This window comes from Synergistaceae bacterium (genome assembly GCA_017444345.1).
In the GTDB taxonomy this organism is placed as follows: Bacteria; Synergistota; Synergistia; order Synergistales; family Aminobacteriaceae; genus JAFUXM01.
Genome location: JAFSWW010000072.1, coordinates 1 through 17,047, shown reverse-complemented (window position 1 = coordinate 17,047; position 17,047 = coordinate 1). Strand labels below are relative to the sequence as shown.

General features: G+C 40.5%; 16 protein-coding genes and 1 tRNA gene. 16 read left to right on the top strand and 1 reads right to left on the bottom strand.

What is annotated here, in order from left to right; all coding sequences use genetic code 11:
- Positions 1-103: 103 nt before the first annotated feature.
- The 12 genes from IJS99_05000 to IJS99_04945 all read left to right on the top strand — a co-directional run bounded on the left by IJS99_05000 (position 104) and on the right by IJS99_04945 (position 10,977).
- The gene (locus tag IJS99_05000; GenBank protein MBQ7561173.1) at positions 104-1,066 is read left to right on the top strand and encodes a D-glycerate dehydrogenase; all 963 of its coding nucleotides are present in this window, start codon (positions 104-106) and stop codon (positions 1,064-1,066) included.
- The gene (locus tag IJS99_04995) at positions 1,063-1,899 is read left to right on the top strand and encodes an NAD(P)H-hydrate dehydratase (GenBank protein ID MBQ7561172.1); all 837 of its coding nucleotides are present in this window, start codon (positions 1,063-1,065) and stop codon (positions 1,897-1,899) included. The genes IJS99_05000 and IJS99_04995 overlap by 4 nt, the downstream gene beginning before the upstream one ends.
- Positions 1,896-2,144, top strand: a complete 249-nt coding sequence (locus IJS99_04990; protein MBQ7561171.1) for a hypothetical protein — start codon at positions 1,896-1,898, stop codon at positions 2,142-2,144. Before IJS99_04995 ends, IJS99_04990 begins: the two co-directional genes overlap by 4 nt.
- On the top strand, positions 2,131-2,589 hold the full coding sequence (tsaE, locus tag IJS99_04985; GenBank protein MBQ7561170.1) for a tRNA (adenosine(37)-N6)-threonylcarbamoyltransferase complex ATPase subunit type 1 TsaE: 459 nt from the start codon (positions 2,131-2,133) through the stop codon (positions 2,587-2,589). The genes IJS99_04990 and tsaE overlap by 14 nt, the downstream gene beginning before the upstream one ends.
- Complete coding sequence (tsaB, locus tag IJS99_04980; GenBank protein ID MBQ7561169.1) at positions 2,586-3,212, top strand: tRNA (adenosine(37)-N6)-threonylcarbamoyltransferase complex dimerization subunit type 1 TsaB; 627 nt, start codon at positions 2,586-2,588, stop codon at positions 3,210-3,212. The genes tsaE and tsaB overlap by 4 nt, the downstream gene beginning before the upstream one ends.
- 22 nt (positions 3,213-3,234) lie before the next feature.
- The gene (locus IJS99_04975) at positions 3,235-3,765 is read left to right on the top strand and encodes a CvpA family protein (protein MBQ7561168.1); all 531 of its coding nucleotides are present in this window, start codon (positions 3,235-3,237) and stop codon (positions 3,763-3,765) included.
- Positions 3,766-6,126, top strand: coding sequence for a Smr/MutS family protein (locus IJS99_04970; protein ID MBQ7561167.1), 2,361 nt, complete (start codon positions 3,766-3,768; stop codon positions 6,124-6,126).
- A gap of 283 nt (positions 6,127-6,409) precedes the next feature.
- Positions 6,410-7,948 carry a 2-isopropylmalate synthase gene (locus IJS99_04965; GenBank protein MBQ7561166.1) on the top strand — a complete coding sequence of 513 codons (1,539 nt, stop codon included), beginning with the start codon at positions 6,410-6,412 and terminating at the stop codon, positions 7,946-7,948.
- Positions 7,949-7,972: 24 nt separating this feature from the next.
- Complete coding sequence (leuC, locus tag IJS99_04960) at positions 7,973-9,235, top strand: 3-isopropylmalate dehydratase large subunit (GenBank protein MBQ7561165.1); 1,263 nt, start codon at positions 7,973-7,975, stop codon at positions 9,233-9,235.
- Positions 9,236-9,724 (top strand): 3-isopropylmalate dehydratase small subunit, encoded by a 489-nt coding sequence (gene leuD / locus IJS99_04955; GenBank protein ID MBQ7561164.1) that lies wholly within the window; start codon positions 9,236-9,238, stop codon positions 9,722-9,724.
- A gap of 3 nt (positions 9,725-9,727) precedes the next feature.
- Positions 9,728-10,789: a 3-isopropylmalate dehydrogenase gene (gene leuB / locus IJS99_04950; GenBank protein ID MBQ7561163.1), complete on the top strand. Its 1,062-nt coding sequence runs from the start codon at positions 9,728-9,730 to the stop codon at positions 10,787-10,789.
- Between the two features lie 100 nt (positions 10,790-10,889).
- Positions 10,890-10,977: transfer RNA gene (locus IJS99_04945), tRNA-Ser, on the top strand.
- A 96-nt stretch (positions 10,978-11,073) separates the two neighbouring features.
- On the opposite strand, the gene IJS99_04940 is transcribed toward IJS99_04945, so the two are convergent.
- Entirely contained in the window at positions 11,074-11,661 is a 588-nt protein-coding gene (locus tag IJS99_04940; protein ID MBQ7561162.1) for a methyltransferase, read from the bottom strand.
- 566 nt (positions 11,662-12,227) lie between these two features.
- Here IJS99_04940 and IJS99_04935 point away from each other — a divergent pair.
- From IJS99_04935 to IJS99_04920, 4 genes are read left to right on the top strand one after another with little or no spacing between them, the layout of a single operon-like run.
- The gene (locus IJS99_04935; protein ID MBQ7561161.1) at positions 12,228-12,929 is read left to right on the top strand and encodes a hypothetical protein; all 702 of its coding nucleotides are present in this window, start codon (positions 12,228-12,230) and stop codon (positions 12,927-12,929) included.
- Positions 12,930-12,931: 2 nt separating this feature from the next.
- Complete coding sequence (locus tag IJS99_04930; protein ID MBQ7561160.1) at positions 12,932-14,341, top strand: hypothetical protein; 1,410 nt, start codon at positions 12,932-12,934, stop codon at positions 14,339-14,341.
- 6 nt (positions 14,342-14,347) lie between these two features.
- Entirely contained in the window at positions 14,348-15,295 is a 948-nt protein-coding gene (metA, locus tag IJS99_04925) for a homoserine O-succinyltransferase (protein ID MBQ7561159.1), read from the top strand.
- Positions 15,282-16,982, top strand: coding sequence for a hypothetical protein (locus IJS99_04920; GenBank protein MBQ7561158.1), 1,701 nt, complete (start codon positions 15,282-15,284; stop codon positions 16,980-16,982). The genes metA and IJS99_04920 overlap by 14 nt, the downstream gene beginning before the upstream one ends.
- Positions 16,983-17,047: the final 65 nt, after the last annotated feature.

The window sequence follows — 17,047 nt, the reverse complement described above, 5'->3', positions numbered from 1 at the left end:
GGAAATAGTCGAGAAAATCGGACATACTAAGACAGGCCGCAATGATAGACCCGTTGAAGATGTTGTAATTAAGTCTATCACTATAGAATAGGAAGTATTTAATATGTCGAATAAAGTATATTTATCGCGGAGACTGCCTCCCGTTGCAATGGAAGAATTAAGCAGAATCTGCGGCTTTGACATGAATCACGAGGACAGGCAGGCGACTCGGGACGAATTATTACAGGCCGTAAAGAATCACGTTGCAATTATCGCTATGTTGAATGACAAGATTGACTCTGAAATTATTTCACATGCAGGCCAAGACCTAAAATTAATCGCAAATTACGGCGTGGGATTTAACAATATTGACGTGAAAGCTGCTAACGAGCGCGGGATTTATGTATCTAATACTCCGGATGTATTGACTGATGCGACGGCTGATTTAGCATTTGCTTTATTATTTTCTGCGGCAAGGCGGGTCATTGAAGGCGACAAAATTGTCCGTGAAAAATCTTTCTCGTGGGCTCCTGAGTATATGCTCGGTTATGATATTACGGGCCGGACACTGGGAATTATAGGAGCTGGCCGAATCGGTAGTAATTTCGCACGTAAAGCAATGACGGGCTTTAACATGAGAGTTATATATTATGGAAGGCATAATAACTCGGAACTTGATAAACTCGGCGCAAAATTTGTGTCGCTTGATGAGTTATTGCGGGAATCTGATTATATTTCTTTGCATGTGCCTTTGACTCCTGAGACTAAATATTTAATCGGTGCGAACGAACTCGCAAAAATGAAGCCTACTTCTATATTAATTAATACTTCACGCGGGCCGGTCATTAATGAGAAGGAATTAGCGCACGCACTCGCAAATAAAGTTATCGCCGCAGCCGGTCTTGATGTCTACGAGAATGAACCCGTTGTAGAGCCTGAATTAAAGACTCTCGCAAATGTCGTATTAATGCCTCACGTGGGATCAGCTACTTTTGATACACGCACAAATATGGGCTTAATGGTCGCTCGCAACGTTGAAGCCGTCTTAAATGGTCATGAGCCGGTAAACATGGTGAGAATTTCATGAGTCCTGAATCCTTAAAAAATTTATTGCCTTCTCGTCCTGAAAATATTCACAAAGGAGATCGGGGGCGTTTGTTGATTGCTGGAGGCTCGGCGAAATATCCGGGTGCTCCGGCTTTAAGTGCGTTAGGTGCGTTGAGAAGCGGAGTCGGGCTTGTTACGTTATTATCGCTTGAAAAAGTTTGTGAGTGCTGTGCGTCTCGATTGCCTGAAGTAATTTATTGCTTTGAAGATGATAAATTCAGGTGGCAGGAAATAGTTTTCTCGCAAAAAAATATAAATGCCTTAGTAGTCGGGCCGGGACTTGATAGGAGTGTTGCCGCAGAAATTTTCACAGCTAGAATGTGGCGGGACTGGCCGGAAAAAATTTTAGTTGACGGGGACGGATTAAGCGCGCTTGCTGTAGTTCGTGAAAAAATTATGCCGAGATCTGACTCAGTTATAACGCCTCATGAGGGAGAAGCAGCAAGATTATTAAATATTACTCCCAGACAAGTTCAGAAAAATAGACTCGAGTCTCTGCAAAAATTGACTCAAAAATTCGGCTGTGTTGTCTTGAAAGGTCATCCCACTTTGATTGCTTCAGGTGAAGATTTTGCGGAAGTTCAACACGGAGGGCCGGAGCTTGCTGTACCGGGATCGGGCGATGTCTTATCGGGCTGTATAGGTGCATTTCTTGCGGCAGGTCTTGATCCCTTCAATGCGGCAGTCTTAGGGGCAAATATTCACGCAATGGCCGGGGATTATTTGGCTCGTGATGGAGTTGACGGAGTCCTTGCGTCAGAAATTGCTGATACTTTGAGGCGGGTTATAAATGATTTGAGGCGTATATCATGACTCGCAAGCGTGTAGACTGGGACGAAGAGATTCGCAAGACTGAAAGAATAAGGCAGCGCGGCTTGTTAATGAGCGGATTTAGTTTTGCTTTGGCTATAGCGTTAATTTTCGGGATTAGCAAATTTGGCGGAGAAGATATTATTATTCCAAAATCTATAATATTTGCTGCAATTTTCTGCGTCTCGTTTATTGTCTTCAGGGCAGTAATTAAATATCGCAGGCGAAAACGTGATGACTCAAGATAAAATTTTTATTTCACACTCGGAAAATGAGACTCTAGAACTTGGCCGGAGGGTAGCAAAAAATTTATTCGGCGGTCTTGTTATCTTGCTTTACGGTGATTTAGGCACGGGCAAAACAGTTTTTGTGCGCGGAGTCTGTGAAGAGTTAAATATTTCAGGAGTCCGGAGTCCCTCGTTTACTCTTATAAATGAATACGAGTCAAAAAATTTTGTAGTAATTCACGCTGATTTATATAGACTCGACGAGAAAAGCGCAAATTTTATCGGGCTTGAAGAGTACTGCGGAATAAATGAATTTGTTGTATTTATCGAGTGGCCTGAGAGATTACCCGGCATAATTTCAGATAATATAATAAATGTAAAATTTTCTGCTTTGAACGAGTCAGAACGTGAAATAAAATTTTCAGGTCAGGGACTCAAGGCTGAAGGGGTGATTTCGAAATTATGAAGCTGCTTGCTATTGATTCATGCTTGAGATTGACGGGGGCGGGACTCTGCATTGACGGTGAAATTGTTGACTTTATACAGCAGGATTTAGGCCGTAAACAGTCCGGGGAACTGCCAAAGATGACCGAGAAAATTTTGCGTGATAATAATTTAGATTTTTGCGATCTTGATTATATTGCTTTGACGAACGGGCCGGGATATTTCACGGGAATCAGAGTCGGAGCTGCTTATGTGTCGGGACTGGCTTATGCTGCGAGCGCGAAAATTATTCAAGTCTCAAGTCTCGAAATGTTAGCATATAATTGCAATCATAGAAAAGTTTTAACGCTGATTTATGCCGGACACGGTTTTGTTTATGCGTCGTGTAAAAATTTTCTTGACCCCGGCGAATACTCACACGAGCAAATAAGATCTTGGCTTGTTAATAATCCCGACTCGCATATAATATCAGATGATTTTGAGCGTATTAACATGAATGATTTAAATAATTACTCGCATGAAATTGTGAGGCCTGATATAAAATCTTTGTGTAATATCGCGTGCAATAAAATAAATTCGGCAGTGAGTCCTATGGACTTAAAAATTTTGTATTATCGCGCTCCTCAGGGAGTAAATAATTATTAATTTGTGAAGGGAGTTAATTATTTTGCAGTTCGCATATATTTTTGACATAATAATGGCCTTAGTGCTGGCGTTTTTCTTGTATAGGGGATTCATGAACGGATTTTCAGGTGAAATTATAGGACTCGTGGGCTTAATGGTAAGTGCTTTTTGTGCGTGGAAATTCCTAGATCCTGCAGTAGAATTATTTTTCCGTTATTTCTCGCATTCAAATTTGGATCGTACTATTGCAGCATTTATTTGCGCAGTGATTATATTTTTCGTGGTAGAAATTATATTTGCTGTTATAAGCATGATTTTGTCGTATTTAGTCCGAGTTACTAAATTGTCAGTGATGGATCATTTTTGCGGCCTCTTAATAGGAGCTGTAAAAACCTGCTTTGTTATATTATTTATTTACGGGGTATTAATAACTTTTTCGCCCGTAATTCCCACTGCTTGGATGAGTGAAAGCTACACAATGAAGGGAGCTTCATACGCTTGGCCTCATGTCAGAAATTTATTAGAGTCTAAGGGTATTATTGACTTTTCGCACTTGAGCGGAGATAAACAATAAATGCTGCTTGATAACAGCGTAATAGAAATATTAGAACTCGATAAAAACTTGCTCCCATTTAGAGAGAACTTGCGCGGTGAACTCGGGGAGCTTGTATTATCGAATCTGGCTCCCTGTGAAGATTTTGACTCGTTAATAAAGCGTGATGATTTATTGCGTGAATGGCTTGATTTAATAGACAATAACGGCGAATTCAAATTTAATGCGAGTCTTGAAGCAGTCTCACCCATGTTTGCAGGTGCGAAAAAAAGCGGCATTTTATCAGGCGAGGAATTATTACGGGTCAGATTATTATTGCAGGCAGCTAGAAATTTGCGTGAAGGACTCGCGCCGATCTCATCAAAATATAAATCAGTCGAAAATTTGCGGCATGGTATAAGAGATTTTGCCCCTGAAATTGACGCATTGAACGTAATAGAAGACTCCGGGAGATTGTCAGATAATGCCTCTCACAAATTGAGTGAACTACGCTCAGAAATCGAGAATTTAAAGCGAAATGCACGGAGAATCTCACAAAAATTATTCGAGGACTCTAATATATTAAACATGTTGCAGGAACGGGCAGTCTCATGGCGTGAAGGAAGATTTTTATTTCTAGTCAGGCAGGAATATATAAATCGCTTTCCGGGTCTTGCTGTTGAACGTTCAGCATCAGGGAATTCTGTATATATGGAGCCCCGCGCACTATCAAGCATAAATAACTCGTTAATAATCAAATCCCGCGATGAACACGACGAAGAGAGAATTATTTTATTAGGCTTGACTCGTAATATTTTATCCCGTGAGAATGCAATTATTAACGCTGAAAGAATTATAGGCACGTTTGATTTATTGTGCGCATGTGATTATTTGATTCGCGTTAAAAAATGGGTTCGGCCTGAACTGACTCGGGACAAAATTTTTAAGTTAGTCGGTGCCCGCCATCCCATGCTGAAAGATAAAGCAGTCCCGATTGATATTTACTGCGGAGGGGACAAAAATTTTAATTCACTTGTAATAACTGGCTCTAACACGGGCGGCAAAACTGTAACTCTTAAAACTGTAGGAGTCTTAATAATTCTTGCTTGGCTTGGTCTTCCTGTACCTGCTAGGGACGGGACTATAATAGGCACGTTTGACTCAATTTTTGCTGACATAGGCGACGAACAGAGCATTGAGCAAAATCTTTCAACTTTTAGCTCGCACTTGAAAAAAATTATATATATCTTGAAACAATCAACTGATAAATCATTAATTTTGCTTGACGAGTTAGGAGCAGGCACAGACCCTCATGAGGGCGCGGCCTTAGGTGTTGCGATTCTTGAGACTTTGCGCGAAAAAGGGTGTATTACTCTAGCTACGACACATCATAATCCCATTAAGCAATATGCTTTAACGACTCAAGGGGTCGAGACTGCCAGCATGGAATTTAATATAGAGAGACTCGAGCCGACTTATAAATTATTAATGGGAGTTCCCGGCCGGAGCAGTGCTTTATTAATCGCAAAACGTTATGGAATGCCGGAAAAAGTTTTAAAGCTCGCACAGGGTTCACTTGATTCACGTGAATTAACGGCTGAGGACATCATGAGCGAACTTAACGAGAGAAGGGCAGCACTTGACAACGCGGAAAAAGAATTTCAGGACAAATTACACGAGGCCGAAAATTTACGAGAACAATATCAAAGCCGAGTCAAAGAAATTGACTATCAGCGCGACAAAATTATGAAAGCAGCCGACTTGAAAGCAGAAAAATTTATAGCACGAGCCGAAGAGACTTCAAAGGATATTATACGCAGCATGGAACAGTCAGCAAGAGATTTAGCCCGGAAAGGTTATAACGTTAAGAGACGGGAATTAAAAACTTTGCGCGATTTAGTAGACAAGAGACACCAGAAACGAACAGAGCGCGAGATCGAGAACAGCCCGAAACCCTTTAATCCAGCACCCGGAGTTACTGCAATGGTAGCAGGTTCCGGCTTTGTAGGAATTATTAACGAGATAAAAAATGGCCGGGCTTATATGACTTCAGGGCCGTTAAATATCGATGTCCCAGTATCGCAATTAATAGCAACTGACAAGAAAGCAAAAATTGCCACGCCTCCAATTGATACGAGTCATTTATTAGAGACTCCCAGTGTTCCGCCTTCTATAATGGTACGCGGCATGTTAGTCGGTGAAGCTATGCCCCTTGTCGAGAATTATTTAGATAGAGCATACAGGGCAAATCATTCAGTTGTTACGATTATACACGGACGGGGCGAGGGAATTTTACGGCGTGAAGTTCATTCGTTGTGTTCCCGTTTGAGTTATGTTAAAGATTTCAGGCTCGGCGGTGAAGGTGAAGGCGGATTCGGCGTTACTATAGTTACATTTAAATAATGCATAAAAATTTTTTGACAGTATAAAATTTTGAGTGTAGAATTATTCACGCTTTTAATTCTTGAATATAAATATAAATTATTAACTCGAAGGGAGATTTTGCAGAATGAGAAATATTTTTACAAATGCACTCGCACTACTAGGACATACTGCGGAGTCTCCGTCGTGTGTGTAATTTAAGCGCGCGTTAAGAATTTGCATATAACACGGGGATCTGAGAAAGCAAAATTTTTCAGCCCCGTTTTTGTTATAGTTATAGTTATCATAAGGAGGAATTTATTTAATGCGTCGAATTAAAATTTTTGATACAACTTTGAGAGACGGCGAGCAATCACCGGGCTGCAGTATGAACTTGAGCGAAAAAATTGTAATGGCTCGTCAGCTTGATAAACTCGGAGTCGATATTATTGAGGCAGGTTTTGCAATTGCTTCACCGATGGATTTCAAGAGCATTCAGGCTATAGCTCAGGCAGCTTCAAATTGTGTAATTGCGAGTCTGGCACGCTGCAACAAGAATGATATTAATGCGGCATGGGACGCAGTGAAGGACGCAGCAAAGCCCCGTATACATGTATTTATTGCTACGAGTGATGTTCACATGCAGTATAAATTAAGATTGACACGCGAGCAGGTTTTGCAGACTATTTCAGAAATGGTAAGTTACGCAAAATCTAAATGTGATGATATAGAATTCTCGGCCGAAGATGCTTCACGTTCTGACAGGGAATTTCTCTCGCAGGCATTCTCTAACGCAATCGCAGCAGGTGCAACGACAATTAATGTCCCTGATACTGTAGGATATTCGACTCCTCAGGAAATGGCCGATTTAATTAATTATTTGCGCGAACACGTAACAGGAATCGAAAACGTTGATATTTCCGTTCATTGTCATAATGATTTAGGAATGGGAGTCGCAAATTCTTTATCATGCATTAAGGCCGGAGCTACTCAAGTCGAATGCACAGTAAACGGAATAGGCGAGCGCGCAGGAAATGCCAGTCTTGAAGAAATTGCTATGGCTCTTCACACTAGACGGGATTTTTACGACGCTGATACGAATATTAATACGCGGGAAATTTATAAATCGAGTCGTTTACTTAGCAATATTACAGGAGTTCCCATCTCACCGACAAAGCCAATAGTGGGAGCAAATGCCTTTGCGCATGAGGCCGGAATCCATCAGCACGGAATGATTACGAATGCACAGACTTATGAAATCATGAATCCTGACGAAATAGGAATACCTCACAGGGCATTAGTACTCGGCAAGCATTCAGGCAAGCACGCTTTAAGAGAGAGACTCGAGTCTATGGGCTATGAGATTCCCGATGAAGAACTAGAAGACATTTTTACGAGATTCAAGAAATTAGCAGACGCTAAGAAAATTATAACAAGTTCGGATTTGGAGGCTTTGACTCTTCACCGTTCAAGAGTCGTCAAGACAGAAAGCAGCTCGGCACCGGTATGTCATTTAGTGAGTCATTCTATAACTTCAGGGAGCGACATTCCTAAACTTTCATATATTAAACTCAAGCGCGGGGATAATTTCATGGAGGGAGTCGAATTCGGGGCCGGGCCACTCGACGCAGCATTTAAGGCCGTTAATAAAATGTTAGGCATTGAAGCAAGACTTGAAGATTTCAGCATTCGAGCAGTAACAGAAGGCGAGGACTCAATCGGTGAAGCAGTCGTAAAAATTTCAAGCTCAGCAACCGGCGAAATGTATACGGGCTCAGGAATCTCGACTGACATTGTAGAAGCGTCGTTACAGGCTTATATAAACGGTGTCAATAAAATGTTTGAGGCCGGCGAAAATTCATAATTTTATCGAGGGGGGTAATTTTTCATGGGAATGACAATGACTCAAAAGATTCTAGCTCGTCATGCGGGACTTGATGAGGTTCACGCGGGGCAGTTGATTCAGGCAAAATTAGATCTCGTTATGGGCAATGACATAACAAGCCCGGTAGCAATTAATGAATTCGAGTCAGCAGGTTTTAATGAAGTCTTTGACTCAAAAAAAGTCGTTATGGTAATGGATCACTTCACGCCCAATAAAGATATTAAATCGGCGACTCAGTGCAAACAATGCCGGGTATTTGCGAAAAGATTCGGGCTGAAAAATTTCTTTGATGTCGGAGAAATGGGTATAGAACACGCTTTATTACCTGAAAAAGGACTAGTCGCACCCGGTGAAGCAATTATCGGAGCAGACTCTCACACTTGCACATACGGGGCTGTAACTGCTTTCTCGACCGGTGTAGGCTCTACAGATATGGGCGCGGCAATGGCAGCAGGTTACACATGGTTCAAAGTTCCTGCGGCAATTCGTGTAAATGTTACAGGCAAGAAAAAAAATTTTGTCTCAGGCAAGGATTTAATATTATACTTAATCGGCAAAATCGGCGTTGACGGAGCATTATATAAATCTCTTGAGTTTTCAGGAGACGGCCTCAAAGAATTAACTATGTCAGATAGATTGACTATTGCGAATATGGCAATCGAGGCAGGCGCAAAAAATGGTATATTCCCAGTTGATGATATTACGCGTGAATTTTTGCGTGAACGCGTTAAACGTGAGTGGACTTCATACGAGGCTGACTCAGACGCAGAATATGAAAGTGTTGTAGAGCTTGATTTGAATGATATAGACTGCACAGTCTCATGGCCTCATTTGCCGGAAAATGCCAAGCCCGCGACTGAAGGCAAAAATATAAAAATTGATCAAATCGTAATAGGTTCCTGCACAAACGGACGAATTGACGACATGAAGGCCGCCGCAGAAATTTTGAAGGGTCATCACTTGGCCGAAGGTGTCAGGGGTATAATCATTCCCGCGACTCAGAGTGTTTATCGTGAATGCATGAAACGCGGCTATATTGATATATTTCTTGACGCTGGCTGTGTAGTATCGACTCCGACCTGCGGGCCGTGTTTAGGCGGTCATATGGGAGTCCTTGCTGCCGGTGAACGCTGTGTATCGACTACGAATAGAAATTTTGTCGGACGCATGGGACATGTTGACAGTGAAGTATATTTAGCTTCTCCGGCTGTTGCTGCTGCGTCAGGTATAACGGGTTATATTACTCATCCAAAGGAGGTTATATAAATGCGCGCTCATAAATACGGCGATCATGTTGATACAGATGTAATAATTCCCGCTCGTTATTTGGCAAGTCAGGACGAGAAAGAATTAGCATCGCACTGTATGGAAGATATTGACAAAAATTTTCATGCCAAAGTCAAAACAGGCGACATTATAGTTGCCGGGTTAAATTTCGGCTGCGGTTCGTCCCGTGAACATGCCCCTGTTGCGATAAAAGCGTCGGGAATTTCCTGTGTAATAGCAAAGAGTTTCGCAAGAATCTTTTATCGTAATGCTATAAATATCGGTCTGGCAATTCTTGAATGTCCTGAGGCTGCCGAAAATATTGCAGATAATGACGAAATTAGCATAAATTTTGACACCGGCGAAATTAAAGATTTAACGCAGAATAAAGTATATCACGCTGAGCCATTCCCTGAATTCATTAAGAACATGATAAAAGAGGGCGGACTAATGGCATCACTCAAGCATAATATCAAGAAGGGAGCTTAAAACATGAAAAAAATAGCAGTTATCCCCGGCGACGGTATAGGCCCCGAAGTAATAGGCGCGACTCTTGAAGTGTTGGAACGAGTCGGAAAATTTGATTTCAAATCCGTAGCAATGGGAGGCAACGCAATCGATAAATACGGCGAACCTTTACCAGCTGAGAGTCTCAAAATTTGTCAGGACTCAGACGCTACACTATTAGGTGCAGTAGGAGGCCCGAAATGGGACAATCAACCTCCCGAAAAACGCCCCGAAAAAGGTTTACTGGGAATCCGTGCCGGCCTGAAAGTCTTTGCTAATATCAGACCTGCGAAAATTTTTGCTCCGTTAGCTAGTGCCTGCCCATTACGTAAAGATATAGCAGAAAAGGGTATAGATTTTATTATTGTGCGAGAACTCACCGGCGGAATTTATTTCGGCGAACATAAATATTTCACGACTCCTGAAGGTGAACGCGCTGCGAGTGATTTAATGCAGTACTCCGAACACGAAATTAGACGCATAGCCCACGTAGCTTTCAAAATGGCAATGGGACGGCGCAAAATCGTAACTTCAGTAGACAAAGCAAATATATTAAACACTTCACGATTCTGGCGCGAGATTGTCGAGGATGTCGCAAAAAATTATCCTGAAGTCAAATTAAATCATTTATACGTAGATAATGCTTCAATGCAGTTAATTCGCGTTCCCTCTGAATTTGACGTAATTGTAACAGAAAACACTTTCGGCGATATATTATCAGATGAGGCGAGTCAAATCGTCGGCTCTATAGGAATGATTCCAAGTGCCAGCTTAGGAGAAGACAACAGGGGACTCTATGAACCTATTCACGGATCAGCTCCGGATATAGCAGGCCAAGACAAAGCAAACCCGATCGGGACAATTTTAGCAGGTGCTATGATGCTGCGTTACAGCTTTAACATGAATAACGAGGCCGACAAGATTGAGAATGCAGTAGACTCAGTTTTGCGTGAAGGATTGAGGACTCCGGATATTTTTGTGAAGTCTGAAGGCACGAAATTAATTACAGGTTCGCAAATGAAAGCAGCAATTATCGAGAAATTATAATTTAATGCGCTCCCCTGATTATGAGTTATGAGTCATGGGAGCAAATTTTTATATGCTGATTCACGAAAAAATTTTTTGTGCTATAATTCTTTCATTGTGTGGAAACGTGGCCGAGCGGTCGAAGGCGTGCGCTTGGAGAGCGTAAGAGCAGAAATGCTCCCAGAGTTCGAATCTCTGCGTTTCCGCCATTTTTTTTGCGCAAATAATATAATAGTAAATAGTAAATAGCAAATAAAACTCTCCCGCAAAATATAATAACTTTTCACGAGAGAGCAGGCAATTTCTTAAATTTGGCAGTCATACACAAACGCAGGCGGAATATTGAACATTACAAAACGAGTCTTTATTTTCGCAAATTTTTTCTGCAAAACATGCCGCATTATTGATGAGTACTGATAAGCTATAAAATGTCCGTCGGGCTTAAGATATTTCACAACAGCGTCTAAGATTCTTACTGTCATTTTTCTGGGCAATACGGTAAAGGGCAGACTCGATATTACATAATCAAGTTTATTTATTCCGTTTTCCTGCAAATGAGTCATTAATTTCTGAGCGTCGCTGTAAAGTGTTAAGCCTTTATGTGTGTGATGTTCTTCTTTGATTAATTTCTGCAGATCGGGGTCAATCTCATATACTAAAATTTTTGCGTCATCTTTTGCCCGTTTGACTATTTCACGTGTAAATACTCCTGTACCTGCTCCAAGTTCAGCGATATAATTTGCTTCTTCCCAGTTGACTCGATCTAACATTGCCCGCGTCAAAAATTTAGAACTCGGAGTAACACTGCCGATTCTCCCGGGCGATTTTGCAAAACGTTTCAGAAATATAAATTTTTCTCTGAAGTGCAATTTTCTTATCCTCCTGTAAATCATGAATCTTTTATATTATTATACCGGTGAGATGAGATTTTACGGTGTGATTATCGTGTAGATTTCGCAAAAATATAAATTATTATACAAGCAAGTTAATTTTTACGGCATGATTTATAACAAGTCCTGCGCTTCTACTAGTCGATTTTGCGGTGTGATTTAGGCTTGATTTCTGAAAAATTATTATAACAAGTCCCGATTCTCCCGTCATGATTTTAACGTGATTTCATAAAAATATAATCATGAGTCCCAGCGCTTGCTTTTATCTTTCAAACGTGCAGAATATAGGAAAATTTAGCAAAAATTATTATTTAAGCAATGTGCTATTATGTGATCAATAAAAATATAATCATGAGTCCATTGTGCCCGCTTTTATTCTCCCCTCTGCACAACGTACTACAACGAGTCCCCCGCCGCATAGTGAATCCCTCCCACCCGCCCGCCCTAGTTCGTTTATTCCCCGCACAACGTATAAAAATTCAGCAAAAAAAATTTATTATTTTAGCAATGTGCTATTATTTAGTGTAAATCATAATTAGATGTGTTATAAGAAGGGGGCAAATTTTTTCATGAAAGAACGCAAAAAACTTGTAGTCTTGACCGGCGCGGGAATGAGTGCAGAGAGCGGCTTTAAAACTTTCAGGGACTCCGGCGGCTTATGGGAAGAATATAACGTTGAAGATGTCGCAAGCATTCAGGGCTGGTACAGGAACCCGAAATTAATTATAGATTTCTACAACAATTTGCGCGAAAACTTAGAGAAATCACAGCCAAATGAAGGCCATAAAATTTTAGCTGAACTAGAAAAATATTTTGACGTTCATATAATCACCCAGAATGTAGATAATTTTCACGAGCGCGCAGGAAGTACTCACGTTTTATATTTGCACGGACAATTGACTCAAGCCCGCCCGGTAAATAACGAAAATAAAATTATTGATATAGGTTACCGCAAAATGAAATACGGCGAGAAAGATTCAGACGGTGAATTACTGCGGCCTAATATAGTCTGGTTCGGTGAATCAGTCCCGTTAATTACTGAAGCGGCCCGTTTAGTTCGTCAAGCTGATATTTTTGCTGTAGTAGGCTCGTCTCTTGTTGTATATCCTGCGGCGGGATTGATTCATGATCTGCGAAGTAAGGCTAAAGCATATCTAATCGACCCTAAAGAAGTAAGCGTACCCGGCTGGCTTAATTTTCACGTAATTAAAGAAGTCGCCTCAAAAGGTTTAGCAATTATGCGCGATGAGTTATTAAAGGAGGAATTATAAAAATGGCGTTTTCTCGTTGGAAAGATGTTCCCGAAGTCTCTCAAGCTGTTGAAAAGTTAGACGATTATAATTACAAGTATCGCAAGTTATTAGCGACCGGCAAGACTGAAGACAAAGTACAGGCCGCGAAAATTTGGCAAAACATGTCGAGTTCTTACTGGGAAGTATTATTTGCAATTGTTGACGCTCAGACGAAAAATAACCCGGAAATCTTGCAATTTGACGACGAAGAGAGAATATTTATTGATTTAGGCAGCATTCCCGGATTAATTAATTTAAGCAAGGATTTTGACGCAGATAAATATCTAGCTTCTAAGTGTGCAGGTGGAATTTTGCCGGCTATGACTCTTTCTGATTATATTGCAGAGTGCTGGGCAGCTATTAACGGTACAGAAAGCCCGACTCCTGTTATCGGCATGTCATTGGATGAGCGCATAAATTATTTAAACGGTGAATTATTGAGAACTCAACAGGAAAGAAATTCATTTTTGCGCGAAATTGATGACTCTTACCCGAATAATTTAGACGTTCGGCAATTAATAGCTAACATGAATAGTTATTTGATTTCAGCAATGAAAGTTGCAATGCGGGTCCCCGAATATCGAGAAGGCAGCGAGTCAGTACGTCAGAAATTCGCTCAGGAACGCAAGGCATATTTTGACGCTGAAAAAAGTATATTATTATTAGTCTCGTCTGCTCAGAAAAACGAGGCCAACCCACTCCTGGCACCTAAAGCAGAAAAATTTTTAGCAATTCATGACAGGACAAAGGTAATCGCTAAAAAGATTTTATATTCACAGATTGACGCGATAAAGATAGCCCGCCGAGTCAAAAAAATTTCTGATAATTGCGCAGGAATGTCGGCACAAATGAGACGCGGCGAATTAAAGAATATGCTCGTCAAGAAACGCGATTATTTGACAGTCCCCGCGAAAAATGCCCGTGCTGATACGTCTTTATTATGCCAGCCCGACTCAATGCCCAGTGATTACGCAAAAATGTACTCAATTCTTGAAGATTTTGACTCTCTTGATATAGAAATGTTCAACGTTCCCAGAGTCAGAATGTACGGAATTCCCAGAGCTATTTTTGTACCGGGTCAGGGCTTAGGGAGTTATGACTGGCAGGATCACTCGTTATTAATTCCTGCGTTCCCTATAGGCGGCGAAGATAAGGCAGCAAGTTACGCGCTCGGCACATTCAGATGGGACTCGGACGAAGATAGACGCTTAAAGACTCCATATGAGCAGCAAATAAAAGAAAATCGCAAGAAATCTTTATTAGCACTTGCTGAAGGATTCTATAAAGATTATTCACTCTGGATGACTAAGGAAAAGAAGGGCTATAGAATTCTCCCGCGCGAGACTCACAAAGTTTTTGTAAGCATGTTCACGGCCAAGCCCGAAGAGTAATACATCATGCCTATAAATATACCCGGCGATTTGCCCGCAGTGAATGTTTTAGTGCGAGAAAATATTTTCGTGATGACTCAAAGGCGAGCCCAGAGTCAAGATATTAGACCGCTCAGAATATTAATATTAAATTTGATGCCGACAAAGATAACAACTGAAACTCAGTTAGCTAGATTACTGGGTAATACTCCGTTGCAGGTCGAAATTGATTTAATGACAATGAGCGGCCGGACTCCGAAAAATACCCCGATTGAACACATGATAGCATTCTATAAAACTTTTGACAGCGTGAAAGCTAATTTTTACGACGGGATGATTATCACAGGCGCACCGCTCGAAAAAATACCATTTGAAAGCGTTGATTATTGGCCTGAACTCTGCGATATTATGGAGTGGAGTAAGTCCCACGTTCACAGCACATTTCATATTTGCTGGGGAGCTCAAGCCGGGCTATATTATCATTATGGAGTGCCTAAGATTCATTTGCCGCGTAAGATGTTCGGAGTCTTTAAGCACAGAGTCACGCATAAAGGCTCGATTTTATTTCGCGGTTCGGATGATGTTTTCATGGTACCTCATTCAAGACACACGACTATAATGCGCGGGGATATAGTGAAGATTCCTGCGCTGAAAATTTTAGCAGAGAGCGACGAGGCCGGAGTTTATGCGATTTCCACGAATGAAGGGCGGCAATTATTCATAACCGGCCATTCAGAATATGACCCTGAGACTCTGGCACTTGAATATTTACGCGATAAAAGACTCGGACTGGCGATTCACGTGCCTTGTAATTACTTCCCGAACGATGACGAGACAAAGACTCCGATTTGTACGTGGAGATCGAGCGCGAATTTATTATATTCAAACTGGCTGAATTATTTTGTGTATCAGCAGACTCCGTATGATGCCCGGAATATTTCAGATTTGGATTTAAGCAGGAATGAATCAGACTAGGCCGTTATTTGTAATTAAGCGTTATAGAGAAATTTTAGCAGCTTCACTTGTAATAGAAAGCGTAGATTATTTTGTTTCGTTGACTGACACGATAATAGCCGGAAATTTTATCAGCAAAGAGGCTCTTACAGCTGTTGGACTTGTTTCTCCGATATTGTTAATCACGTTATTCATAACCTCGATAATAAATTCAGGCACAATGCTTGAATATTCGGGTCATGTCGGACGTTCGGAGAAAGACAGGGCGAATCAATATTTTAGTCAGGGCGTTATAATGGCTGTTACGTCGGGATTTGTGCTCTTAGTTATATTTTCCTTGATACGTGATGAATTTATAAAATTTCTTGAGATCTCGCCCCTAATGAATGAATATGTGCGCGATTATTATAATATAATAATATTTTATTGTGCTCTCACGCCTTTATCATATTTATTAGACTATACAGTAACAGCGGACGGGGGCGAAAAATTATCGGCCTTTGTAAATACTCTGCAGATTATAGGCAATATAATTTTTTCGATCATATTAGCAAAATTTTACGGAGTCAGCGGCATTGCTTGGGCGAGCTTAATATTTAAACTAGTATATATCGTGTTGATATGCCTGCATTTTGTTATAGATAAAAGCGAGCTGAAATTTTATATTTGCTTGAAATTGAGTGACTGCCTAAAAATTTTCCAGTCAGGAATAACGATGGCTTATGCGTCCTTTACGAGTTCATTAATGAATCTTGCTCTGAATAAATTTGCGGTTGAGAATTTAGACGCGAATACAGTGCCAGTAGTAGTTATAATAGAAAAACTTATCAGCTTGTCAAATTTATTTCTCGGACTGTCTACAGCAATGAGGCCCGTTCTTGTGAGTCTACGCGGCGAGAATAATACAAAATCTATGCGTTATTTAATGCGTTCTGTGTGCTTTGACATGGTAATTTTGAGCGGGATAATTTCACTTGTAATATATACATTTGCCCCGTATCTAGCTAACATTTTCGGAATATATAACGGTGCAGTCTTTCATGAGAGTATCAGAGCCGTCCGCATAATAAGCACGACTATAATTTTTCAGGCTGTCATGATAGTATTTTTTTGCTATTACACGTTTATAGATAAAAATTTTCTTGCTGTAACTATTGCCACTATAAAAGATTTTATTTGCCCGTTCTCGTTAATATTCTTGGAAGCAATAAATTTATACGTGAGTCTTGCGCTTGCTCAAGTTATTTCTATGATTATATGCGCGTTGATAATATATTTTATTTATGGGCGTGAGAGATTCCCGTTTTTGCTGCCTGTTGATAATGACGAGAAAATATTTATATATGATTTTGAACTTGACGAGAAAAACGCGGCTTTAATGTCTAAGAGTGCATATAATTTATTGCAAAAATTTGAAGTCCCGCAAAATATTATTACAGTTATGAGTGCCTGCATTGAAGATATATTATTACTAATCCGCGAAAAGAATCAGAATAAAATTTTAAATGTAGAATGTAATATTATTCTTGACTCATCGGGAGCAGGCTTAATTATTCGGGACAAAGGAATAATATTTGATATAACTGATTCAGATTCAAGAATAGACTCATTCAGGCAATATATAGTCTCGAATATAATTACAGTTTGCGAGAATAAAGCGCATATTTTGACGACGGGCTATAACAGGAATGAATTTTATTTTGCGTGAGTGATTAAATAATTTCGTGTAAAAAGTTAAATCACAAGTTATAATTTATAAAATTTTCTCAGAAG

Bases quoted from the DNA above. Each gene is read 5' to 3' on its own strand.
- IJS99_04995 (MBQ7561172.1), top strand. From the start codon at position 1,063: ATGAGTCCTGAATCCTTAAAAAATTTATTGCCTTCTCGTCCTGAAAAT.
- leuB (MBQ7561163.1), top strand. From the start codon at position 9,728: ATGAAAAAAATAGCAGTTATCCCCGGCGACGGTATAGGCCCCGAAGTA.
- IJS99_04930 (MBQ7561160.1), top strand. From the start codon at position 12,932: ATGGCGTTTTCTCGTTGGAAAGATGTTCCCGAAGTCTCTCAAGCTGTT.
- IJS99_04940 (MBQ7561162.1), bottom strand. From the start codon at position 11,661: ATGATTTACAGGAGGATAAGAAAATTGCACTTCAGAGAAAAATTTATA.
- IJS99_04935 (MBQ7561161.1), top strand. From the start codon at position 12,228: ATGAAAGAACGCAAAAAACTTGTAGTCTTGACCGGCGCGGGAATGAGT.
- leuC (MBQ7561165.1), top strand. From the start codon at position 7,973: ATGGGAATGACAATGACTCAAAAGATTCTAGCTCGTCATGCGGGACTT.
- IJS99_05000 (MBQ7561173.1), top strand. From the start codon at position 104: ATGTCGAATAAAGTATATTTATCGCGGAGACTGCCTCCCGTTGCAATG.
- IJS99_04970 (MBQ7561167.1), top strand. From the start codon at position 3,766: ATGCTGCTTGATAACAGCGTAATAGAAATATTAGAACTCGATAAAAAC.
- tsaB (MBQ7561169.1), top strand. From the start codon at position 2,586: ATGAAGCTGCTTGCTATTGATTCATGCTTGAGATTGACGGGGGCGGGA.
- metA (MBQ7561159.1), top strand. From the start codon at position 14,348: ATGCCTATAAATATACCCGGCGATTTGCCCGCAGTGAATGTTTTAGTG.
- IJS99_04965 (MBQ7561166.1), top strand. From the start codon at position 6,410: ATGCGTCGAATTAAAATTTTTGATACAACTTTGAGAGACGGCGAGCAA.
- leuD (MBQ7561164.1), top strand. From the start codon at position 9,236: ATGCGCGCTCATAAATACGGCGATCATGTTGATACAGATGTAATAATT.
- tsaE (MBQ7561170.1), top strand. From the start codon at position 2,131: ATGACTCAAGATAAAATTTTTATTTCACACTCGGAAAATGAGACTCTA.
- IJS99_04920 (MBQ7561158.1), top strand. From the start codon at position 15,282: ATGAATCAGACTAGGCCGTTATTTGTAATTAAGCGTTATAGAGAAATT.
- IJS99_04990 (MBQ7561171.1), top strand. From the start codon at position 1,896: ATGACTCGCAAGCGTGTAGACTGGGACGAAGAGATTCGCAAGACTGAA.